A 22,001-nucleotide genomic window follows, 5' to 3' on the forward strand; every position below is an offset into this window, starting at 1 on the left:
AGACAGCATGGCACATAAAAAAGCAGGTGGTTCCTCCCGTAACGGCCGCGACTCAGCCGGTCGCCGCCTTGGTGTGAAACTCTACGGTGGCCAATCCGCCATCCCCGGCAACATCATCGTCCGCCAGCGCGGCACGAAGTTCTGGCCGGGTGAAGGCGTGGGCATGGGCAAGGATCACACGATCTTTGCAACCGTCGATGGCAACGTCACGTTCCACAAAGGCCTCAAGGGCCGCACCTTCATTTCCGTTCTCCCGATGGCGGAGGCCGCGGAGTAACCGATCTTTCACGGTGTTTGAAAAAACAGGGGGGTCGGGCACAACCGGCCCCCTTTTCTGTTGAGCGCGCATGTTTGCGGAGATGCCCCATGCCTGCCGAAATGATCACGACTGAGCGTCTGAGCCTGCGCCCGCCTGTCATGGCGGATGCGCAGGATGTGGCGCGCGCCGTGAACGATCGGGAGATTGCGCGCTGGCTGACGCAGGTCCCCCATCCTTACACGCTGGAGGATGCCAAGGCCTTCATCGCCCGCCAAACCTCGGGGAAGACCTTTCTGATCTGCCTGCAAGGCGCGGTGATCGGCTGCATCGGTACGGTTGGAGAGTTCGGCTATTGGCTCGCGCGTGATCACTGGGGGCAGGGCTACGCCACGGAGGCCAGTCGCGCGGTGATTGATTGGCATTTCGCCCAAGAGGACGCGCCGCTGACGAGCGGCCATGCCATTGGCAATGCGCGCTCCCGTGCCGTTTTGCTCAAGATGGGGTTTGAGGATGTTGGGGTCGTGGACCGCACCCATCAGATCACCGGCGAGACGCGCCGCCAGCAAGTCATGACCCTGTCATCTGAGCGGTGGGAGGGGCAGGCATGAGCGTTGCTGTGATGCCTTTCCTGATCTTCGGCGCGAGCCAGGTCGGCACGCCGGGCCCGGCGAATATGGCGCTCATGGCAACGGGCGCGCGGTTCGGCTTTCGCCGCGCTTTGCCGTTCGTCGCGGGCGTCGCGCTTGGCAAGCAGCTGATCATCTGGCCCATAGGCTTTGGCCTGATGGAGCTCGCCCAGGCCGCGCCGCTCCTGTTTGAAGCGCTCAAGTGGATCTGCGCGGGCTACATCATCTGGTTGGCCTGGCGCGTGTCACAGATGCGGTTGGCATCCGGCGCGGGCGACGATGTCGCGGCGCCGGGGTTCGTCGCGGGGCTGGTTGTGCATCCGCTCAACCCCAAGGCCTGGGCCATGATCACCGCAGGCTTCACCAGTTTTACCGCGCCGGGCACACCCACGCTGGAAGCCACGGCGGTGATTGCCCTGTGTCTGTTCAGCTTGCAGCTTGTCCTGCATCCGCTCTGGACGCTGGCGGGCGCGGCCTTGGCCCGCAGCGTTGCGGGCACCCGTATTGAGCCATTTTTGATGGGAACCCTGGCGCTTCTGACAGTGGCCTCGGTTCTGTTTGTTCTCTTTGGAGGAGAGAGATCATGAGTATTGAACAGGTGGTATCCCACCAACCCATTGTGCAGACAGATCGACTGACCTTGCGCCCCTTGCAACAGGCGGATCTGGGATTGATCGAGCATTACGCCTCTGATGACCGGGTCGCGCGCATGACGCCTGCGATCCCGCATCCCTTGCCCCCGGGCATGATGGAGGCCTTCGTCAGCCGGGCCATGCAGATGGAGCGCGACGAGGATGTCTGGGCCATGGATGGCACCGTGCAGGGCGGGCCGGATCTCATGGGGCTCATCTCGTTGCACCGCATGGACCGGGAGCAATCGGAGATCAGCTACTGGGTGGCGCCTGCGTTTTGGAACACCGGGCTCGCGTCCGACGCCGTGGCTGCGCTGGTCGAGGCCAATCCGATGATCAACGTGACGATGTTCGCGTCGGTCTTTCAGGACAACCCTGCCTCGGCCCGTGTCCTGACGAATTGCGGTTTCAAATATATTGGCGATGCCGAGACCTTTTGCGTCGCGCGCAATGCCCCCGTGCCCACATGGACCTATTTGCGCAAACTTGGTTAATCGAGCGGTCGCTCCGAGGCGTGCTTGCGAGGGCTTTTGTACGATTTGGAGGGTAAATCGCACAAATACCCCCCCTTGAGCGCGTCGTCGGGATGACATAAGCGGCTTAGAGAAGAGCCAATTGAGGATAAGATGAAGTTTCTGGATCTCGCCAAAGTCTACATCCGGTCTGGCGCCGGCGGCGGCGGGGCCGTGTCCTTTCGGCGTGAGAAATATATCGAATATGGCGGCCCTGACGGCGGCGACGGTGGCACGGGCGGATCGGTGATTATTGAGGCTGTGGAAGGGCTTAACACGCTGATTGACTTCCGCTACCAACAGCACTTTTTCGCCAAGAACGGCCAGCCCGGCATGGGCAAGCAGCGCACGGGCAAGGATGGGGACGACATCATCCTGCGGGTGCCGGTGGGCACGGAAGTACTCGATGAAGATCAGGAGACCCAGATCTGCGAGTTGATGGAGGTCGGAGAGCAAGTTGTCCTTGCCCGTGGCGGCAACGGCGGGTTTGGAAATTTACATTTTAAATCAAGCACTAATCAGGCGCCGCGTCGCGCAAATCCGGGCCAGCCCGGGGTTGAGCGCACGATCTGGCTCCGCCTGAAACTCATTGCGGATGCAGGCCTTCTGGGCATGCCCAATGCCGGTAAATCGACGTTTCTAGCCGCGACATCCAACGCCCGCCCCAAGATCGCTGACTACCCATTCACGACATTGCACCCCAATCTTGGCGTCGTCGGGATCGACAATGCGGAGTTCGTCATGGCCGATATTCCGGGCCTTATTGCCGGTGCCCATGAGGGTCGCGGCATTGGCGACCGGTTTCTCGGACATGTGGAGCGCTGTGCGGTTTTGTTGCATCTGGTCGATGGCACATCCGATACGATTGTTGAGGATTATCAGACGATTATCGAAGAGCTTGAAGCTTATGGCGGGCATCTGGCAGACAAGCCCCGCGTGACGGCGCTCAACAAGATCGACGCGCTGGATGACGACGAACGGCAGGCGGCGCGCGCGGCGCTGGAAGAGGCGGTGGGCAGCCCTGTGATGATGCTGTCTGGTGTGAGCCGCGAGGGGCTGGACGCTGTGCTGCGCGCGGTGCGTGCTGAAATTACCGAAGACCGCCTGCGCCAGAAGGCGGCAGATGAGACGCCCGAGCCATGGCAGCCTTAAGCTCCGCGCGCCGGGTCGTCATAAAAATTGGCTCTGCTCTTTTGGTGGACCGCGACACCGGGGCGTTAAAAACGAGCTGGCTCAATGGCTTGGCCGAGGATGTTGCCTGGCTCAAAGGGCGGGGCGCAGATGTCGTTCTGGTCTCCTCTGGCTCTATTGCGCTTGGCCGAGGCGTCCTTTCGCTGGGCGTGTCGGAACTGCCCTTGGAGCAATCTCAAGCCGCAGCCGCCGTTGGGCAAATCCGTCTCGCGCGGGCCTATGAGGAGGCGCTGGCGCCGCATGGTCTGTCGACCGCGCAAGTGCTTGTCACTCTAGAGGATTCCGCAGATCGGCGGCGCTATCTCAACACGAGGGCCACGCTGGGCCAGCTGCTTTCCTTTGGCGTCGTGCCGATCGTGAATGAGAATGACACGGTGGCAACGGATGAAATCCGCTTTGGGGACAATGACCGCCTCGCGGCACAAATCGCGGTGACCGTTGGTGCGGACCAACTGATCTTGCTCTCCGATGTCGATGGTTTCTATTCGGCCAATCCATCCGTTGAACCCACAGCGCACCGATTTGATATCATTGATGATATCACGCCCGAGATCGAAGCGATGGCAGGCGATGCCGGCTCGGGGCTCTCCAAGGGCGGCATGAAAACCAAGGTGATGGCAGCCAAGACGGCGACGGCTGCGGGCTGTGCCATGGCGATCACGGAAGGCTCTGTGTTGCGGCCTTTGAGCGCTCTGGAGCAGGGCGCCAAGGCCACGTGGTTCACAGCAGGCATTGATCCTCAAGCCGCACGCAAAGCCTGGATTGCATCGATGAAGCCAGCAGGAGAGATCACCCTTGATCCCGGTGCGGTGCAGGCCCTGCACTCCGGCAAATCGCTTTTGCCTGCAGGTGTGACCCATGTCACCGGGCGGTTTGAACGCGGCGATCCGGTGGCGCTCCTGTCTTCCGATGGTCATCAACTGGCGCAAGGCCTGACCCGCTACACCGCCGCAGAGGCGCGCATCATTGCAGGGCATCGCTCTCACGACATCGAAGGGCTTCTGGGATATCCGGGCCGGGCCGTGCTCATCCATCGCGATGATATGGCGCTCTGATCAGAGCTGTGCAGAAGGCGCTTTGAGGGGCTCCTTCCTCTTGTTATAAATATACCTGCCGGAGGCTTCCCGGACCAACAAAGGCACTGAGCTATGAAAGACATGACAGACATCGCCGCGACCATGGCTGAGATCGGTGAACAGGCGCGCGCCGCGGCGGCTGAGCTGGCTTTTGCCAGTGCCGAGGCCAAGACCTCCGCCTTGAATGCCGCTGCCGATGCGGTCTGGGCCCGCCGCGCTGAAATCATTGAGGCCAATGCACAGGATCTGGAATTTGGCCGCGCCAAAGGCTTGAGCGCTGCGATGATGGATCGCCTGATGCTGGATGAGCCGCGCATTCAGGGCATTGTCGACGGATTGCGCGCGGTTGCGGCGCAGGATGATCCCGTGGGCGAGATCATGGCAGAATGGGACCGTCCGACGGGCCTGAACATCAAGCGGGTTCGGACGCCTCTTGGCGTGGTTGGCGTGATCTACGAGAGCCGCCCCAACGTCACGGCGGATGCGGGCGCGTTGTGCCTCAAAGCGGGCAATGCGGTGATCCTGCGCGGCGGTTCGGAAAGTTTCCACTCTTCGAGCGCGCTGCACAGCTGTCTGGTTGAGGGTTTGCGCGTCGCGGGCCTCCCTGAGGCCGCCATCCAGCTTGTCCCGACACGGGATCGCGCGGCCGTGCAATGCATGCTGACCATGACGGATCACATCGATGTCATCGTGCCGCGTGGTGGCAAGGGCCTTGTGGGCCTCGTGCAGCGTGAGGCGCGTGTGCCGGTTTTCGCCCATCTTGAGGGGATCGTGCATATTTTCGTGGATGCTGCGGCGGATCCGATCAAGACGCTCGACGTCGTGCTCAATGCCAAGACGCGGCGGACGGGGATTTGCGGCGCTGCGGAATGCTTGCTCATCCACAAGGATGTGGTTGATAGCGTGGGGCAGGGTGTGATCCGGGCCCTGATTGATGCGGGTGTGGAAGTGCGCGCCGATACAGCGCTGCAGCATATCGCGGGCACAACGCCTGCAACGGATGCGGATTGGGGCTGTGAGTATCTCGACATGGTCATAGCGGCGCGTGTGGTGGATGATGTGGATGCCGCCATCGCGCATATCCGCGCCTATGGTTCCAACCATACCGATTGCGTTCTCACGGAGGATGACGCGGTCGCGGCGCGGTTCTTTGAGCGGCTCGACAGCGCTATTTTGATGCGCAATGCCTCGACACAATTTGCCGACGGGGGCGAGTTTGGCATGGGCGCGGAGATCGGGATCGCGACGGGTAAGATGCATGCGCGCGGCCCGGTCGGGGCCACGCAGCTCACGAGCTTCAAATACCTTGTGGAAGGCGACGGGACGACCCGCAACTAAAGCCGCGGCCAGCGCTCAGACAACGATCGTCAGGTCGCTCTCGGTGGCTTGATAGCTGGGTTTGCGCGCGCGGTCGCCTGCAAGAAGCGGCAGCAGAGCAAATTGAACATGGGCGGGCGCAATGTCCAACGCCTCGCCCAGGACCCGGGTTGTGGCTTGTGGGCCATCGAGGTGTCGCCACAGGATCGGATCGATTGAGATTGTGTCGGCGCTCGCCTGTATCTCAACACGGTTGGGCGCGAGGGAGATATCAATCCGACCGCCCCGACGCAGCGCCACCTCAGCGCATTGGATCGCCAGAAACGCCAGCTGCACATCGGTGCGCGACGCATCGCCATCACTGGGCCAGACGATTTGCAGACGCGTGCCGCGCGTCATGGCATCCAGAATGGAGCGCGTCTCCAGTGCTGAGACCTGCGCCATGTCATTGGCGGTCCCAAAGGCCACGCGGAAGAAACGGATCCGCGCATTGGCATTGTCGCAGCTCTCGGAGATGAGCGACATTTCGGGCCCATCGCTCATGCCGCCCCCCAAAGAGACCAGTTCCAGCCCGTTGGAAATAGCCCCGACAGGGCTAATTAGGTCATGACAGATGCGGGAGGCTATCAGCGTGGCGAGTTGTGTTCTATGGTCTTGCATGGTCCCTCAGGGTAGCGAAAGGCAATTGGTGTGAGCGTCGAGATCAACGCAATTTTGGAGCCGGGCATGCTCGTGAGACATCCCGACAAACCGGACTGGGGCATTGGTCAGGTCCAATCCAATATCGGGAACAAGATCACTGTCAACTTTCGGGAAGCTGGCAAGATGGTCATTGATGGGGCCCGCATTGCGCTCGATCCGGTTTACGATCTGTCGTAAGTCGGCATGGTTAATGAGGCCTTAACGTTCGTCGGACTTGGTCAAATAAGATTAACCTTGTGACATTGCGTGCCTTGGCGTGAGTGGTAGAAAGGCCCATCGAAAGCCAAGAGAATGCCATGGCCCCCCAAGAGCCTCAATTTGATGTGCGACTGGCGCAAAGCGCGGAAGACGTGCGCGCTGCGCAGGCCCTGCGGTATGATGTTTTCGTGCGCGAGTTGGGCGGTGGCGGTGCGGATGTGGATCACGATCAATGCCTTGAGAAAGATCGCTTCGACCCTTTCGTTGACCATCTTCTGCTGCGCGATCATGCCCGCGACCATGCGCCCGTGGTGGGCGTTTACAGGGTGTTGCGCGATGATCAGGCGCGCGCGGCCGGTCAGTTTTACTCTGAGAGCGAATACGATCTGAGCGCGCTGAAGGCCTCGGGGCGCCGGTTGATGGAGCTGGGCCGCTCCTGTCTGCATGCGCAGTATCGCGGCGGGGCGGCCATGTTCCACCTCTGGCAAGCGCTTGCCGATTATGTCGCCGCGCATCAGATCGATATCCTGTTTGGCGTGGCGTCTTTTCACGGGACAAACGCCGCAGCGCTGGCCCAGCCCCTATCACTGCTGCACCACCGTCATCTTGCACCGCCGGCCTTGCGTGTCAGGGCCCGGGCAGAGCAGTATCACCCCATGGATTTGCTGCCTGAGGATCAGATCGACCGGAAACAGGCCATGCTGGAGACGCCGGCGCTCATCAAAGCTTATCTGCGTCTCGGCGGCGTGGTGGGTGAAGGCGCGTGGACGGATCATGAGTTCAACACAACCGATGTCTGCCTGATTATGGATACGGCCCGGCTCAACGCGCGCCAGAAACAGATCTACACGAGCCCGCGAGGCCAGTCATGACCTTCTGGCCCGACGCACCGCCCGAACCCCCCGCGCCACGCTTCGGCGCGACAGACTGGCTGCGCATTGTGATCCGGGGTGTGTTTGTGGGCACGCTGACCTTCGGCGGCCTGGCCTTGTTGTTGCTTGTGCGGCTCATAGAGCGCCCGATCTTCGGGATGGCCCGCCCCGTGACGCCCTACATCACCAAGACCGTATGCCGGGGTGCGCTCTGGTTCATGGGGATTACCTATGTGGTGCGCGGACGCGCCATGCAGGAGCGCGGCGCCATTGTCGCCAATCACGGGTCCTGGCTGGATATTTTCGTTCTGAATGCTGCCAAGCGCATCTACTTTGTCTCGAAAGCGGAAGTTGCGGGTTGGCCGGGGATCGGCTGGCTTGCGCGCGCCACCGGCACTGTCTTCATCGCGCGTGATCCCAGGCAGGCCCGCGCCCAGAAGGAGATTTTCGAACAACGTCTGCTTGCGGGGCATAAATTGCTTTTCTTCCCGGAAGGCACCTCTACCGATGGACGCGTGGTTTTGCCTTTTAAAACAACGCTTTTCGCCGCGTTCTTCACTGATGAGTTGCGCCATGAGCTGCATATCCAGCCGGTCACGGTGGCCTATCACGCGCCGCCCGGCGAAGGGGAACGGTTTTACGGATGGTGGGGCGACATGAGCTTCGGGCCGCATCTGCTCAAGGTTTTGGCTGCGCGGCGACAGGGGACCGCCGAGGTGATCTATCATGCGCCTCTGCGCGTGGACGATTTCCCGAACCGGAAGACACTGGCCAAACATGCGGAAACTTTGGTCCGGTCCGGCCATGAAGCGGCGCTGCGCGGCTCTGCCTGAGCGATCAGTCTGACGCGATCAGCGCCGCCAGTGTTTGCAAATGCTCCAGCGGGCTTTCGTGATCCCAGATCTCGGCGCCCAGGCCAAAGAAGTCTGTCTTTGTCCGCAATGCCGCAATGCTCTCGGCATCCAGCTTGCCCTCCGCGACCACAGGCAATTCGATCATTTGAGACCACCACTCAAAGAGCTCCACATCCGCCTGTGCGCCATCGCCCAGCGGGCTGACCCCGACTGGGCCGAAACAGACGTAATCCGCGCCTGCCTCGCCAATATTCATGCCGTCATGGCGCGACGTGCCTGCATGGCCGCCCACGATCGCGTCCGGCCCCAGCCGTTTGCGGGCATCGCGAATGGCCTTCGCCCCGCCATGGGACAGATGGACGCCGTCGAGCCCCAACCGTTCTGCCAGCTGGATATGGGTGTCGATAACGAGTGCCACATCGCGTGGTTCCGTGACTTCGCGCAGCGCGTCCGCGGCGCGGATGATCTTGTCCTCGTCATGGCTGGCCATCGCGAGGCGCAGGCAGGCGATGGGCACGCAATCCAAAGCGCTGGCGAGATCCCGGGGGAAACTCGACAGCTCGAAACTGGATGGGGTGATCAGATAAATCTGCGGATGTTCCGCAGCGCTCTGGGACGTGGACATGCTGGACCTCACGCAAGTACTAAACGGGTGATAGCCCTTTGATCCGTCGGGGAAAAGGGGCAGGCGGCGGGATTTGCGTATTTGAGGCCAGAAGAAGCATCTGACACAACCTCAATGGATTGCGATGGCGCTTTGGCGCGCGTATCAGGGGCCCATGACAGATGCTTTGACATATTCGGGCGAGCCGGCCTTCGTTTTGGTGCGCCCTCAAATGGGGGAAAACATCGGCGCGGCGGCGCGTGCGATGCTGAACTTTGGCCTGCAGCGCATGCACGTTGTCAGCCCGCGCGATGGCTGGCCCTCCGAGCGCGCCGTTGCCATGGCAAGCGGGGCCGGACGCGTGTTGGACGATGCGCAACTCCACAGCTCAGTGGCCGATGCCGTGGGCGATTGTTCTTTTGTGTTTGCCACGACGGCCCGACAGCGGGGTCTGACCAAGCCGGTGTTTTCGCCCGAAGAGGCCATGCGCGAGGCCGCGCGGCGCATTGGTAGGGGCGAGAAAGTGGGCGTGCTCTTTGGGCCCGAGCGTGCGGGCCTTGAGAATGAGGATATTGCGGTAGCCAATGCGATAGTCACGGTCCCGGTCAACCCGGCCTTTCCCTCTCTCAATCTGGCGCAATGTGTTTTGCTCACGGGCTATGAGTGGCGCCGCGCGAGCGAGGCGGTGGCGGGCGAGATTGTCCCTCAGACAACCGAAATGGGTGGCGCGGATTGGGCGGAGACGATCGAGGTCGAAAAGCTTGCCGAGCATTACGAGGATCGTTTGGCGCAAGCAGGGTTTTTCTTTCCAGAGACCAAGGCGGCGCATATGAAGATCAATCTGCGCAACCTGTGGAGCCGCATGCCGCTCACGCGGGCGGATGTACAGATGCTGCATGGCGTGATGCGTCAAATGGTACGCTGGAAAGAGCGGGGCGAGTGACTAGCTCGGTCTCAAAAGGATAAGTCGATGAGCAAGAAACGCGCTATTTTTGAAGAGGTTGCCAACGCTGCGCCAAAAGAGGCGCCGGCTGTTGCAGGTGGGATTGATCGCGGGCGCGGCGGGGCGCGCCGGGGCATCAGGCTGTGGCTCATGATGTTGTTTGCCCTTGTGGTCGTGATGATTGCAGTCGGCGGTCTGACGCGGCTGACCGATAGCGGCCTCTCGATCACGGTCTGGGAGCCAATCAAGGGCGCCATTCCACCGCTCACAGCCGAGGAATGGCAGGCGGAGTTCGATCTCTACCGTGCGATCCCAGAGTACCAGTTGCAGAACAAGGGCATGACCATGGCCGAGTTCCAGTTCATCTACTGGTGGGAATGGGGCCACCGGCAATTGGGTCGCGTGATTGGTTTGGTCTGGGCGCTAGGGTTTTTCGGCTTCCTTGTTGCGCGCAAGATCCCCAAAGGCTGGAAATTGCGGCTCTTGGGGCTTGGGGTTCTGGGCGGCATGCAAGGGGCGATTGGCTGGTGGATGGTGGCCTCGGGCCTCACTGGCACGATGCTTGATGTGGCCTCCTACCGTCTGGCGACGCATCTGGGCCTGGCCTTTGTGATCCTCGGTCTCATCGCGTGGTACGTGTTCCTGCTGGGCCGCGAGGAGCGCGATCTGATGCAGGCGCGGCGTGTGCGGGAAGACAAGCTCTTTCGCATGGGCACAGGTCTGATGCATTTTGCTTTCCTGCAGATCCTCATTGGCGCGCTTGTGGCGGGCATTGATGCAGGGCGCAACTACACGGATTGGCCGCTTATGGCGGGTGCATTCCTGCCGCCGGATCTGTTTGTTCTGGAGCCTTTGTGGCGCAATTTCTTCGAAGATGACGGCCTGGTGCAGTTCATGCACCGCATGGCGGGGTACGCGCTGTTTCTCTTTGGGCTGATTGTCTGGCTGCGCGCCCGGCGCTCACCTAATGCGCAGACCCGTTTTGGCTTTAATGCCGTGATGGCCGTGATGCTTCTGCAGATGACCCTGGGCGTGGCGACGGTCATGTATTCAGCGCCCTGGCATATCGCGATTGTGCACCAATTCGGCGCGGTGGTGCTTTGGGTGTTGATCTTGAGGGCGCGGTTTCTGGCCGGGTATCCTGCGTTTGAATCCGTGAGAGGTTAAATCATGAAAGCCTATGAGGAATTGATGGGCCACCAGCGCCAAACCGAGGCGCTGGGGCAGGTTGCGGGCCGCTTGGGCTGGGATCAGGAAACCATGATGCCCCGCGGCGCGGCCGAGCAGCGCGGCGAAGAGATGGCGGCCATGGAGGCTGTCTTGCATGCGCGGCGTACGGCACCCCAAGTGGGGGAGTGGCTGGCTGTACTGGAAGGCGCGGAACTTGATGAAGTTCAGGCCGCGCAAGTGGGTCATATACAGCGCAATTTCACCCGGGCGCGCAAGGTGCCCGCCGCGCTGGCGAGCAAGCTGGCGCAGGTGACGTCTGTGGCACAGGGCAAATGGGCTGCGGCGCGGGCAGAGGATGATTTCAAGGCCTTTGCGCCGGTCCTCGCGGAAGTGGTGCAGCTGCGTCAGGAAGAGGGCGCGGCCATTGCCGATGGTGGTGATGCCTATGACGCATTGCTGCAGGATTATGAGCCGGGCGCCACGGCTGCAGAGCTTGAGCAGATGTTTGGCGCGCTGCGGCCGCGTCTGGTTGCTTTGCGTGAGAAGGTGCTTGCCCAGTCAGAGCCTGCCAATGTGCGCGGGCCGTTTGATGAGGCCATCCAGATGAAGCTCTCGCGCCAGATTGCCAAGGTTTTTGGCTATGACATGCGCATGGGGCGCGTTGACAAGGCGGTTCATCCGTTTTCCTCGGGGTCAGGCAATGACGTGCGTATCACGACACGTACGGACCCTGAGGATCCGTTCAATTGCCTCTATTCGACCATCCATGAGGTTGGCCACGCGGCCTATGAGCAAGGAATCGACAAGGCGTATCTGTTGACGCCGCTGGGCCGTGGGGTCTCCATGGGGGTGCATGAAAGCCAAAGCCGGATCTATGAGAACCAGCTTGGGCGCAGCCGTGCCTTTTGTGGCTGGCTCTTTGGCCAGATGCGTCAGGCCTTTGGCGATATCGGTGTGGCCGATGAGGACGCGTTTTATGCCGCGGTGAACCGTGTGAAGCGGGGCTATATCCGGACGGAAGCGGACGAGGTGCAGTATAATCTGCATGTCCTTTTGCGCTTTGATCTGGAGCGCGAGATGATCGCCGGACGATTGGCGCCTGAAGATCTGGAGGAGGCGTGGAACGCGCGGTTTGAGGCCGATTTCGGCTATGCGGTCGATCGTCCCTCAAACGGCTGTTTGCAGGATGTGCATTGGTCGGTCGGGCTCTTTGGCTATTTCGCGACCTACACGCTGGGCAATGTCTATGCAGGATGTTTGAACCAGGCGCTGCGCGTGGCGGTGCCGGATCTGGAGGCCCAACTGGAGCGCGGAGATCTCGAGCAGGCAACAGCGTGGCTGCGCGAGGCGTTGCAGCAACATGGCGGGCGGTATGCGCCGCGTGACACCGTGGCGCGCGCTTGCGGATTTGAGCCGAGCGAGGGGCCTTTGCTTGACTACATCGATGCGAAGTTCGGCGCGCTCTACGGGCTCTAGGGCGTTGGTGAAGCGTTAATCAATCTGGCGACTAGAACATCATGCAATCTGCGCCCGGCTCCAAAGGCGCGCTGCCTGCGGGGAGAGTGGGCGCGTAGTCGAAGGTGACGATTTTCGCGCCGCCGTCAAACGCGATGAACAGCTGGTTGGACCCGGGGCGGATGGCGATGCCTTCGGGATCGGTGCCATATTCCAGCAGGCTGGCCTGCGCGAGAAGGTCGCCTTCGGCGGTGAATTCATAGAGGGCGTTGGTGCCTTCCCAATCATCCACGATCAGCAGGTAGCCCGTGCGCGGATCAATGGCGATGCCTTGCGCCTCGCTGAGCGGGGGAGAGAGCGTCATGGTATCAACGCGGCGCAAAAGCGCGCCATCGCGATCAAACCATGTGAGACGTTCCGGATCATCCTCAACCGTGACAAATTCGCCGCGCGCGTTCACCGCAATGCCTTCGACATCGCTGGCGCCGCCCTCCAGCGTAAAGGGCGCCCCCAAGGGCGTTCCGTCTTTCGTGAGGCGCTGCAAGCTGCCAAAGCCATCGCCGACAATGAGATGATTGCCCTCCAGCGCAATCGCCTTGATCCGAAACAAATCACTTGTGATGCGGCGGAGGTCGTCGCCCTGAAGGGTGACCAGAACAGCCTCAGGCCCTTCATTGGCAATCCACAGCCCGCAAAAGGTCGGGTCGTATTCGAGGCTTGCGGGCCTGTTGAGATCGTAGCGGCCCGTTTCACGCAGATCGAGCGCCTGCGCAGCGCAGGGGCTGAGGGCTACCAGCAGTACAAGAGCGCGTCCAAACATAGCGATCCTCCCGTTTAGGTACCTCAACACATGCGACGCGGCGCAAAATGGTCAAATCGAGGCTCTGTTTTTTGACCTGCGGGGTTGGGGGCTTACCATTGTTAACAGGTCTGTTTTGGGTATGCTTTCGCCACATGGAATATCTCGACGCCAACCACGACACGTTTCTGGTGATCATGTCTTGCGTTGTGGCGCTTGTGGCGGGGTTCACAGGCCTGTCGTTGACCCGGGACCTGTCTCAAAAACCCATAGTGCAGCGGCAGATTTCCGTGGCGCTGGCGTCGGTGGCGCTCGGAGGGGGCATCTGGTCGATGCATTTCGTGGCGATGCTGGGTCTCGAGCTGCCGATTTTGTTCTACTACGATGCCGCGATCACGCTTGTCTCGGCGCTGACCGCCATCATCGTGGTGGGGGCCGCCCTTGTGTTGCTGCATTTTGTGGAGCGTACGCCTTTGGTGATCACTGCGGCAGGCAGCATCGTGGGGATCGGCATTCTGGGCATGCATTACATCGGCATGGCCGGCTTGCAGCTCTGCCGCGCGATATACACGGTGCCGGGTGTGATCTTGTCGTCGCTCGTGGCGGTTGCGCTGTGCATCATGGCGTTTTGGGTGGCTTATGGGCGGCGTGAGAACCGAACGATCTTTCTTGGAACACTGTGCTTCGCGGTTGCGGTCTGCTCGGTGCATTTTCTCGCCATGGCAGGTACGCGATTTGAACAAGTGCCAAGCTTCGCGGAATTCGGGCCAACCATGAGCAATGAGTTCTTGGCCCTTGGTGTGATCTTCACAAGCTTCATCCTGTTTGGGACGTTCCTTTGGGTCAGCGTGACGTATCTGCTCAAACCTGCCGACCCTGCACCCTCGGACGACCGCAGCACGGCGCCTGTTCTTGAGCCTCTCGAGGCGACACAGCGAGGTGCGCCAGGCGTCTTTGAACCGCAGTCGCTTCAAATCCCCTGCGAACGGGACGGCGCGCGCGTGTTTGTCTCTCCGCAGGAAGTGGCCTTTGTGCGGGCGGACGGGCACTACACGCAGATTTATACTGAGCAAGATCGGCTGTTTTGCGCATGGCCCATCACGGAGGCGACGAAGCGTTTGATGAACACAGGCTTTCTGCAAACGCACCGCAGTTATCTCGTCAATCCAACCAAGGTTTTTCGCTTCGAGCGCTCCAAGGACAAAGGCCGCTGCATCTTTGCCTGCGCGGATTTACCGCCCGCGCCGGTCAGCCGTGGCAAGCTGAAAGGCATTCAGGATGCATTGGGTGCACAGCTCGGCGCATTTCGTGAGAGCTGAGGCGCATTTCGTGCAAAACCCCTGCATTTCATGAGGTTTTGAAAGCCTGCGCCTGCGACATTGTGTCAGCGTCTTCTGAAACAGCACAATCGCTTTTTGGGAGGAGAGCCGATGATACCAGCGGCATTTGAATACCACCGACCCCAGAATATGGACGCAGTCCTGTCCATTCTGCAGGAGCATGGCGACGATGCACGCGTCATGGCCGGGGGGCACAGCCTGATCCCGATGATGAAGCTGCGTATGGCCGATGTCCCGCATCTGATTGACTTGCAGGATGTGGACGGCATGGCGGGCATCGATGTGGGCGCAGACAGCATCCGCCTCGGCGCCATGGTGACCCAGCACGACATCATTGATGATGACGCCCTTGCCGCGGCCGCGCCGATCTTGCGCGAGGCTGCGTTGCAGATCGCGGATCCACAGGTGCGATACATGGGGACCGTTGGAGGCAATGTCGCCAATGGCGATCCGGGCAACGACATGCCGGGGTTGATGCAGTGCCTTGATGCGCAGTTTACGGTCGTGGGCCCAGATGGCGCGCGGGATATCCCGGCGCGCGATTTCTATGAGGCCGCCTACATGACGGCGCGGGAGGATGACGAAGTTCTCACAGCGGTGACGATGCCTGTGCCCAGGGGTGGGCATGCCTACGAGAAGCAAAAACGCAAGATTGGCGATTATGCCACGGCGGCTGCCGCGGTGCAGATTGTCAAGGACGGCGGCACCTGTGCGGCGGCCTCAATCGCCATGACCAACCTCAGCGATACGCCGATCTTCTCTGAGGCCGCCGGGGCGGCATTGGTGGGCACAAATGTGGATGACGCAGCCCTGAAGGCTGCCGTCGCGGCGATGCTGGGCGACATTGATCCATCTGAGGACAATCGCGGGCCCATCGCGTTCAAGAAACATGTGGCTGGTGTCATCCTGCGCCGCGCGATCGAACGCGCCTGGTCGCGGGCATAGGGAGAAACGAGCATGTCCAACAAAATGCACATCAAACTCAACGTGAACGGCAAGGACGAGGAGTTCCTCGCGGAGCCCCGTGAATTGTTGATCTACACGCTGCGGGAGCGGCTCAACATCACAGGGCCGCATATCGGCTGTGAAACCTCCCATTGCGGGGCCTGCACGGTCACGATCGATGGCAAGTCGGTGAAATCCTGCACGATGTTTGCAGCCCAGGCCAATGGCAAGTCCGTCACAACCATTGAGGGTCTGGGCGGGCCCGACGCGCTGCATCCGCTGCAAGAGGCCTTCAAAGAGCATCACGGGCTTCAGTGCGGCTATTGCACGCCGGGCATGATCACGCGCGCCGCGAAGCTTCTGGAAGAAATCCCCAGCCCCACCGAAGAAGAAATCCGCTTTGGTATGGCGGGCAATATCTGCCGCTGCACGGGCTACCAGAACATTGTGAAATCCATTCAGGCGGCTGCCGCCGAAATGCAGGCATCCAAGGAGGCGGCGCAATGAAGGACGAAGTGGACAACCGCGAAGATCGCGTCGCCAATCTCAAAGGCATGGGCTGTTCGCGCAAGCGCGTCGAGGATGCCCGGTTCACGCAAGGCAAGGGCAATTACGTCGATGACATCAAGCTTGATGGCATGATCTTCGGCGATTTCGTGCGCTCGCCTTATGCCCATGCGCGCATTGTGTCGATCAATACAGAAGAGGCCATGAAGGTCCCGGGCGTTCTGGCTGTTCTGACGGCTGCGGATCTGGAGCCGCTGGGCCTGCACTGGATGCCGACGCTGGCGGGCGACAAGCAGATGGTGCTGGCCGATGGCAAGGTGCTGTTTCAGGGGCAGGAAGTGGCCTTCGTGGTGGCCGAGGACCGCTATGCTGCTGCGGATGGGATCGAAGCCGTCGAGGTGGACTACGAAGAACTGCCCGTCATCGTCGATCCTTTCGAAGCGCTGCAATCCGATGTGGTGTTGCGCGAAGATCTCGTCGCGGAGGATGGCTCCATTCCGGCGGGCGCTCACGGGCCGCGCAAGCATCACAACCATATCTTTACGTGGGAGGCAGGCGACAAAGACCCCACGCAAGAAGTCATCGCCAACGCGGATGTCGTGGCTGAGGCCTCGATGTATTACCACCGCACGCATCCGTGCCCCTTGGAGACGTGTGGCTGTGTCGCCTCGATGGATAAGGTCAATGGCAAGCTGACGCTTTATGGTACCTTCCAGGCGCCGCACGCGATCCGGACCGTGGTTTCGCTGATCTCCGGCATCGAGGAGCACAATATCCGCGTGATCTCGCCTGATATCGGCGGTGGCTTTGGCAACAAGGTTGGCGCCTATCCGGGTTATGTCTGTTCGGTCGTGGCCTCCATCGTGACGGGCAAGCCTGTCAAATGGATCGAAGACCGGATGGACAATCTGATGACCACCGCCTTCGCCCGCGACTACCACATGACCGGCAAGATCTCCGCCACCAAGGAGGGCAAGATCACCGGGCTGCAATGCCATGTGACAGCCGATCACGGCGGGTTTGACGCCTGTGCAGACCCCACGAAGTTCCCCGCGGGCTTCATGAACATCTGCACGGGCTCCTATGATATCCCCACGGCCTATCTTGAGGTCGACGGGGTTTATACCAACAAGGCGCCGGGCGGGGTGAGCTATCGCTGTTCCTTCCGGGTGACGGAGGCGGTGTATTTCATTGAACGCATGATCGAGGTTCTGGCCATCGAGCTGAACATGGACGCGGCCGAGCTGCGCCGGATCAACTTCATCCGCAAGGAGCAGTTCCCCTACACAGCGGCTCTGGGCTGGGAATATGACAGCGGCGACTATCACACGGCGTGGGAGAAGGCGCTCAAGACCGTCGATTATGAGGGCCTGCGCGCAGAACAAGCCAAACGGGTTGAGGATTTCAAGGCGGGCAAGACGCGCTCGCTGATGGGGATTGGCCTCAGCTTCTTCACGGAGATCGTGGGCGCAGGGCCGGTCAAGAATTGCGACATCCTTGGCCTCGGCATGTTCGACAGCTGCGAGATCCGCATCCACCCGACGGGCTCTGCGATTGCCCGGCTGGGAACCATTTCTCAGGGTCAGGGCCATGCCACCACTTTCGCCCAGATTTTGGCCTCTGAGATCGGCCTGCCTGCCGACAGCATCACCATCGAGGAAGGCGACACCGATACTGCGCCCTATGGGCTTGGCACCTATGGCTCGCGCTCCACGCCGGTCGCCGGTGCTGCCACGGCCATGGCAGGCCGAAAAATCCGCGCCAAGGCGCAGATGATCGCGGCTTATCTGCTCGAAGTGCATGACAATGACGTGGAGTTCGACGTGGACCGCTTCGTCGTCAAAGGCGCGCCGGAGAAGTTCAAGACGATGAAAGAGATCGCCTTCGCCGCCTATAATCAGGCCATTCCGGGGATCGAACCGGGGCTTGAGGCAGTGAGCTATTATGATCCGCCCAATATGACCTATCCCTTCGGGGCTTATGTCTGCGTGATGGATATCGATGTGGATACCGGTGTGACGGATATCCGTCGCTTTTATGCGCTGGATGATTGCGGCACGCGGATCAACCCGATGATCATCGAGGGGCAGGTCCATGGCGGGCTCACGGAGGCGCTGGCCGTCGCTCTGGGGCAAGAGATTGCCTATGACGATATGGGCAACGTCAAGACCGGCACGTTGATGGACTTTTTCCTGCCCACGGCCTGGGAAGTCCCCAATTACGAGACGGATTACACCGTGACCCCCAGCCCGCATCACCCCATCGGGGCCAAGGGCGTGGGCGAGAGCCCGCATGTGGGCGGCGTGCCCTGTTTCTCGAATGCCATTCAGGACGCCTTCCGGCCCTTCGGCAATCGGCACACCAACATGCCCCACGACCATTGGCGCATCTGGAAAACCGCCAATGAACTGGGTCTGCATGACTAGGCAGCACCAAAAGGCACCCGTCGGGACATGTCCTGCGGCGGGTGCCGGCTTTGCGGGGTGAGCAAATGACCTGGACCAATCTGCAAACGGCGCTGGCGGCGGATGGCTATGTGGCCTCCGATGATCTGAGCGTGGCCATGCATCTGGCGTTGACGTTGGAGCGGCCGCTCTTGCTGGAAGGGGCTGCGGGCGTGGGCAAGACCCAGCTGGCCAGCAGTCTTGCGACCTACCGCGAGACCAAGCTCATTCGTTTGCAATGCTACGAAGGGCTGGATGCTGCGCAGGCCATCTATGAGTGGAATTACCAGCGCCAATTGCTCACGATCCGCGCGGCGGCAGAAGATGGCGAGACGGGCCGGGCGGTCGAAGAGCGCATCTTCTCGCGCGATTTCCTGCTGGAGCGGCCTCTGCTGGCGGCCATTACGCAAGAGACGCCGCCCGTCCTCCTGATTGATGAGATTGACCGCGCGGATGAGGAGTTTGAGGCCTATCTGCTGGAAATCCTTTCCGAATTCCAGATCACGGTCCCTGAGCTTGGCACGATTTCTGCGACGTCCAAACCCATCGTCATCCTGACCTCCAACGGCACCCGCGATCTCTCGGACGCCTTGCGTCGCCGCTGCCTGTATTCCTACGTTGACTATCCCGACCGCACGACGGAAATCGCCATTCTCAATGCCCGCTGCCCCGGTATTGAGGCGCGGTTGGGCGCGCAAGTGGTGGGCTTCGTGCAAAAGTTGCGGGAAGAGGAGCTGGAGAAGGTTCCGGGCATCGCCGAGACGCTGGATTTCGCAGCAGCCCTCATGGGGCTCGGTATTGCTGATCTGACCTCTGATCCGGCGGCGTTACAGCACACATTGAGCACGCTGCTCAAAACCCAGAGCGACCGGGCGCAGATCACCCCGGAGGTGGCCGGGCGGCTGGCGGGGCGCGCCGCGTGACCCGGGTCACCCGTTTTGCCGCCCGCGATCCCGGGCCATCTGCCCGCGTTGCTGGCTTCATGGCGCATTTGCGGGAAAACGGTTGGCGTCTTGGCGTCTCTGAGACGCAATTGGCTCTCTCCGCGCTGGCCGAGGTTGCAGCTGCGGATCCTGCGCAATGCCGCCAGGCGCTTCGCGCGGTCTGTGCTGGGTGCCATGAGGAGGCGCAGCGGTTCGATGCGCTTTTTGACGCGTTCTGGATGGATGCGGGGCGGGTCAAACAGAAGATCATGCAGACACCGCCCCACAAAGGCGCCGATGACGTGCACTCCTCGCGTGAGACGCATGGCGAGGATCAGGGCGGTGGCGCGGGCGCCGCAACGTCGCCTGATGGCGGTGATGGCGCCGCCCAAAGTGACGGTGAGGGACGCCTGATCGCGACGGAAGTCCGCAACCTGATGCGCAAGGACCTGCGCGATCTTGTGCGCGCGCAGGACATTGCACAGGCCGAAGACGTGGCGCGCCGTTTGGGTGCGGCGTTGAAAGACAAACGCTCGCGCCGCCGGATCGCCAAGCGCAAAGGGGATCGCCTGCATTTTCGCAAGACGATCCGCGCGAGCCTTGCCAGCGGCGGCGAACCGCTGCGCCTGATGCGCAAGAAGCGACCGGATCGCCCGCGCAAGATCGTGGCTCTGTGTGATGTCTCGGGCTCCATGACCGTCTATGCCCAGGTGTTTCTCGCCTTTCTCGCAGGGCTCATGCGCAGTGATACGACAGCAGACGCCTATCTGTTTCACACGCGTCTCGTGCGGATCACGGAGGCGCTGCGCGACAAGGATATGATGCGCGCGATTGGCCGCATGTCGCTGATGGCAGACGGGTTCGGCGGCGGCTCCCAGATTGGGCCATCTCTGGCGCGCTTTTCGGCGACCTATGCCAAACGTTTCGTGGATGGGCGCAGTGTCGTGCTGATCCTCTCAGACGGCTATGACACCGCCGCCCCTGATATTTTGGGCGAGGCTTTGGAGGCTCTGAAGAAACGCGGCTGCAAGATCATCTGGCTGAACCCCCTGAAAGGATGGCGTGATTACGCCCCGGTGGCCGAGGGAATGGCGGCGGCCTTGCCCCATCTTGATCTCTTTTGTGCCGCCAACACCTTGGCCGATCTCGCGGCTTTGGAAAATGAGGTTGTCCGGTTATGAGCCCTGCGGAAGTCCTCTCCGACGAACTGGCGCGCGCGGCGCGTGACCTGCGCACCCGGGATGAACCCTTTGCTTTTGCCACCATCGTGCGCACAGCCGGGGCCACCGCGGCCAAGCCCGGTGCCAAGGCGTTGCTCGGGGCCGATGGCACGATCCTGCATGGCTGGCTGGGCGGGGGATGCACGCGAGGCGCTGTCAAGAAAGCGGCCCTGGCCGCGTTGCAAAGCGGTCAACCCCAGCTCGTCTCCGTGGCGCCTGAAGAGCTCTTGGCCGAAAAAGGGATCAGCCCGGGGGATCAGGTCGAGGGGACCCGGTTTGCGCGCAACGGATGCCCCTCCAAGGGCAGCGTGGACATTTTCATTGAGCCCTGCCTGCCAATGCCGCAGCTGGTGGTGCTTGGCGCATCGCCCGTGGCCAAGGCGCTGGCCTCCCTTGCACCGCAATTCCACTGGGCTGTCACAAACGACATGCCGGACGCGGAGCCTGCGCCTGCCTCGCATCAAAAGGTGATTGTGATCGCGACACAAGGGCAGGGGGATATCCCAGCGTTGCAGCAGGCACTCGCGCAAGATGCCGATCATGTGGCGTTTGTCGGGAGCCGGCGGAAATTTGAGGCGCTGGCGGCGAAGTTGATCGAGGCCGGTATCGCGCCCGCTTTGGTGCAAAGCGTGAAAGCCCCGGCGGGCCTTGATCTGGGAGCGGTGACGCCGGAAGAGATTGCGCTTTCGATCCTCGCAGAGCTTGTGCAGATCCGACGATTGAAATGCGCGGCGCACGGCAATGCGCCTTGATTGAAGTTGAGCGAAGGAGGCCTCCCGGATGACACGGCTCAAATCATGGTTTCGACGGAACGCCTGCAAATGGGCCCTGACACCCGAGCAGGCCGAAAAGATCAGATTTCCCTGCTGCTGAAGGAAAAAGGAAACACGATGGAACTTTCTGATGAGATTGTCATCAACGCCCCCAGGAATCGCGTCTATGCCGTGCTCAATGACGCGGAAGTATTGCAGCAATGCATTCCGGGTTGTGAAGAGCTGATCAAGCTTTCGGACAGCGAGCTGGAGGCCAAGGTTGTGCTGAAAGTGGGGCCCGTCAAGGCGCGGTTCGCGGGCAATGTGCAACTGGACACGACCGGTGCGCCGGAGGCGTTTTCGCTCACAGGGCAGGGCAACGGCGGCGCTGCGGGACATGCGAAAGGCGGGGCGGATGTCACGCTGACCACAGAGGGCGACACGACCATCCTTCGCTATACCGCCAAGGCCGACATCGGCGGCAAGCTGGCGCAATTGGGCAGCCGCCTGATCCAGAGCACGGCCAAAAAGCTCGCGGCCAAGTTCTTCAAGTCTTTTGCTGACGTGGTCGATGCCGAAACCGTCGCCTGAACCAGCGCTTCTTTGAGACTGATTTTAGACGGAAAGACCCTGCGCAGCGCATGGCTGGCAGGGTCTTTC

The 22,001-nt window shown here is 61.3% G+C and carries 24 protein-coding genes; 21 read left to right on the forward strand and 3 right to left on the reverse strand.

The window, feature by feature from the left end; translation table 11 throughout:
- Positions 1–7 precede the first annotated feature (7 nt).
- From rpmA to ACP15S_RS06395, 7 genes are all read left to right on the forward strand, one after another.
- Positions 8–277, forward strand: a complete 270-nt coding sequence (gene rpmA / locus ACP15S_RS06365) for a 50S ribosomal protein L27 (RefSeq protein ID WP_425038733.1) — start codon at positions 8–10, stop codon at positions 275–277.
- 89 nt (positions 278–366) lie between these two features.
- Positions 367–867, forward strand: a complete 501-nt coding sequence (locus tag ACP15S_RS06370; protein ID WP_425038734.1) for a GNAT family N-acetyltransferase — start codon at positions 367–369, stop codon at positions 865–867.
- The gene (locus ACP15S_RS06375; RefSeq protein ID WP_425038735.1) at positions 864–1,472 is read left to right on the forward strand and encodes a LysE family translocator; all 609 of its coding nucleotides are present in this window, start codon (positions 864–866) and stop codon (positions 1,470–1,472) included. Before ACP15S_RS06370 ends, ACP15S_RS06375 begins: the two co-directional genes overlap by 4 nt.
- Complete coding sequence (locus ACP15S_RS06380) at positions 1,469–2,011, forward strand: GNAT family N-acetyltransferase (RefSeq protein ID WP_425038736.1); 543 nt, start codon at positions 1,469–1,471, stop codon at positions 2,009–2,011. Before ACP15S_RS06375 ends, ACP15S_RS06380 begins: the two co-directional genes overlap by 4 nt.
- A 132-nt stretch (positions 2,012–2,143) precedes the next feature.
- Complete coding sequence (gene obgE / locus ACP15S_RS06385; protein ID WP_425038737.1) at positions 2,144–3,181, forward strand: GTPase ObgE; 1,038 nt, start codon at positions 2,144–2,146, stop codon at positions 3,179–3,181.
- Positions 3,169–4,275, forward strand: a complete 1,107-nt coding sequence (proB, locus tag ACP15S_RS06390; protein ID WP_425038738.1) for a glutamate 5-kinase — start codon at positions 3,169–3,171, stop codon at positions 4,273–4,275. The genes obgE and proB overlap by 13 nt, the downstream gene beginning before the upstream one ends.
- 93 nt (positions 4,276–4,368) lie before the next feature.
- Complete coding sequence (locus tag ACP15S_RS06395) at positions 4,369–5,634, forward strand: glutamate-5-semialdehyde dehydrogenase (protein WP_425038739.1); 1,266 nt, start codon at positions 4,369–4,371, stop codon at positions 5,632–5,634.
- A 15-nt stretch (positions 5,635–5,649) separates the two neighbouring features.
- Here the strand turns inward: ACP15S_RS06395 and ACP15S_RS06400 are convergent, their stop codons facing one another.
- Complete coding sequence (locus tag ACP15S_RS06400) at positions 5,650–6,273, reverse strand: histidine phosphotransferase family protein (RefSeq protein ID WP_425038740.1); 624 nt, start codon at positions 6,271–6,273, stop codon at positions 5,650–5,652.
- Between the two features lie 66 nt (positions 6,274–6,339).
- Between ACP15S_RS06400 and ACP15S_RS06405 the strand changes: the two genes are divergently transcribed.
- From ACP15S_RS06405 to ACP15S_RS06415, 3 genes are all read left to right on the forward strand, one after another.
- Positions 6,340–6,492 carry a DUF3553 domain-containing protein gene (locus ACP15S_RS06405; protein WP_425039664.1) on the forward strand — a complete coding sequence of 51 codons (153 nt, stop codon included), beginning with the start codon at positions 6,340–6,342 and terminating at the stop codon, positions 6,490–6,492.
- 119 nt (positions 6,493–6,611) lie between these two features.
- Positions 6,612–7,385 carry a GNAT family N-acetyltransferase gene (locus ACP15S_RS06410; RefSeq protein ID WP_425038741.1) on the forward strand — a complete coding sequence of 258 codons (774 nt, stop codon included), beginning with the start codon at positions 6,612–6,614 and terminating at the stop codon, positions 7,383–7,385.
- On the forward strand, positions 7,382–8,218 hold the full coding sequence (locus tag ACP15S_RS06415) for a lysophospholipid acyltransferase family protein (protein WP_425038742.1): 837 nt from the start codon (positions 7,382–7,384) through the stop codon (positions 8,216–8,218). The genes ACP15S_RS06410 and ACP15S_RS06415 overlap by 4 nt, the downstream gene beginning before the upstream one ends.
- Before the next feature lie 4 nt (positions 8,219–8,222).
- Here ACP15S_RS06415 and ACP15S_RS06420 read toward each other — a convergent pair whose 3' ends face one another.
- Positions 8,223–8,864 (reverse strand): thiamine phosphate synthase, encoded by a 642-nt coding sequence (locus tag ACP15S_RS06420; RefSeq protein ID WP_425038743.1) that lies wholly within the window; start codon positions 8,862–8,864, stop codon positions 8,223–8,225.
- A 154-nt stretch (positions 8,865–9,018) separates the two neighbouring features.
- On the opposite strand from ACP15S_RS06420, the gene ACP15S_RS06425 reads away from it, so the two are divergent.
- Genes ACP15S_RS06425 through ACP15S_RS06435 form a run of 3 tightly spaced genes read left to right on the forward strand, consistent with a single transcriptional unit; the run spans position 9,019 to position 12,432 of the window.
- Positions 9,019–9,786 (forward strand): RNA methyltransferase, encoded by a 768-nt coding sequence (locus ACP15S_RS06425; RefSeq protein ID WP_425038744.1) that lies wholly within the window; start codon positions 9,019–9,021, stop codon positions 9,784–9,786.
- Positions 9,787–9,813: 27 nt separating this feature from the next.
- Positions 9,814–10,953, forward strand: coding sequence for a heme A synthase (gene ctaA, locus ACP15S_RS06430; protein ID WP_425038745.1), 1,140 nt, complete (start codon positions 9,814–9,816; stop codon positions 10,951–10,953).
- A gap of 3 nt (positions 10,954–10,956) precedes the next feature.
- Positions 10,957–12,432, forward strand: a complete 1,476-nt coding sequence (locus tag ACP15S_RS06435) for a carboxypeptidase M32 (protein ID WP_425038746.1) — start codon at positions 10,957–10,959, stop codon at positions 12,430–12,432.
- Between the two features lie 31 nt (positions 12,433–12,463).
- Here the strand turns inward: ACP15S_RS06435 and ACP15S_RS06440 are convergent, their stop codons facing one another.
- Complete coding sequence (locus ACP15S_RS06440; RefSeq protein WP_425038747.1) at positions 12,464–13,231, reverse strand: hypothetical protein; 768 nt, start codon at positions 13,229–13,231, stop codon at positions 12,464–12,466.
- 134 nt (positions 13,232–13,365) lie between these two features.
- Here ACP15S_RS06440 and ACP15S_RS06445 point away from each other — a divergent pair, with 134 nt between their 5' ends.
- From ACP15S_RS06445 to ACP15S_RS06480, 8 genes are all read left to right on the forward strand, one after another.
- The gene (locus ACP15S_RS06445; protein ID WP_425038748.1) at positions 13,366–14,529 is read left to right on the forward strand and encodes an MHYT domain-containing protein; all 1,164 of its coding nucleotides are present in this window, start codon (positions 13,366–13,368) and stop codon (positions 14,527–14,529) included.
- 111 nt (positions 14,530–14,640) lie between these two features.
- Positions 14,641–15,495, forward strand: coding sequence for an FAD binding domain-containing protein (locus ACP15S_RS06450; RefSeq protein ID WP_425038749.1), 855 nt, complete (start codon positions 14,641–14,643; stop codon positions 15,493–15,495).
- Between the two features lie 12 nt (positions 15,496–15,507).
- On the forward strand, positions 15,508–16,002 hold the full coding sequence (locus ACP15S_RS06455) for a (2Fe-2S)-binding protein (protein ID WP_425038750.1): 495 nt from the start codon (positions 15,508–15,510) through the stop codon (positions 16,000–16,002).
- Positions 15,999–18,428 (forward strand): aerobic carbon-monoxide dehydrogenase large subunit, encoded by a 2,430-nt coding sequence (locus ACP15S_RS06460; RefSeq protein WP_425038751.1) that lies wholly within the window; start codon positions 15,999–16,001, stop codon positions 18,426–18,428. The genes ACP15S_RS06455 and ACP15S_RS06460 overlap by 4 nt, the downstream gene beginning before the upstream one ends.
- A gap of 65 nt (positions 18,429–18,493) precedes the next feature.
- Positions 18,494–19,369, forward strand: a complete 876-nt coding sequence (locus tag ACP15S_RS06465; protein ID WP_425038752.1) for an AAA family ATPase — start codon at positions 18,494–18,496, stop codon at positions 19,367–19,369.
- On the forward strand, positions 19,366–20,550 hold the full coding sequence (locus ACP15S_RS06470) for a vWA domain-containing protein (protein ID WP_425038753.1): 1,185 nt from the start codon (positions 19,366–19,368) through the stop codon (positions 20,548–20,550). Before ACP15S_RS06465 ends, ACP15S_RS06470 begins: the two co-directional genes overlap by 4 nt.
- On the forward strand, positions 20,547–21,341 hold the full coding sequence (locus tag ACP15S_RS06475; protein WP_425038754.1) for an XdhC family protein: 795 nt from the start codon (positions 20,547–20,549) through the stop codon (positions 21,339–21,341). Before ACP15S_RS06470 ends, ACP15S_RS06475 begins: the two co-directional genes overlap by 4 nt.
- 138 nt (positions 21,342–21,479) lie before the next feature.
- Entirely contained in the window at positions 21,480–21,932 is a 453-nt protein-coding gene (locus tag ACP15S_RS06480; RefSeq protein ID WP_425038755.1) for a CoxG family protein, read from the forward strand.
- The last annotated feature ends 69 nt before the right edge of the window (positions 21,933–22,001 follow it).

It is taken from the genome of Primorskyibacter sp. S187A (genome assembly GCF_049800955.1).
Taxonomy (GTDB): Bacteria; Pseudomonadota; Alphaproteobacteria; order Rhodobacterales; family Rhodobacteraceae; genus JAKVBH01.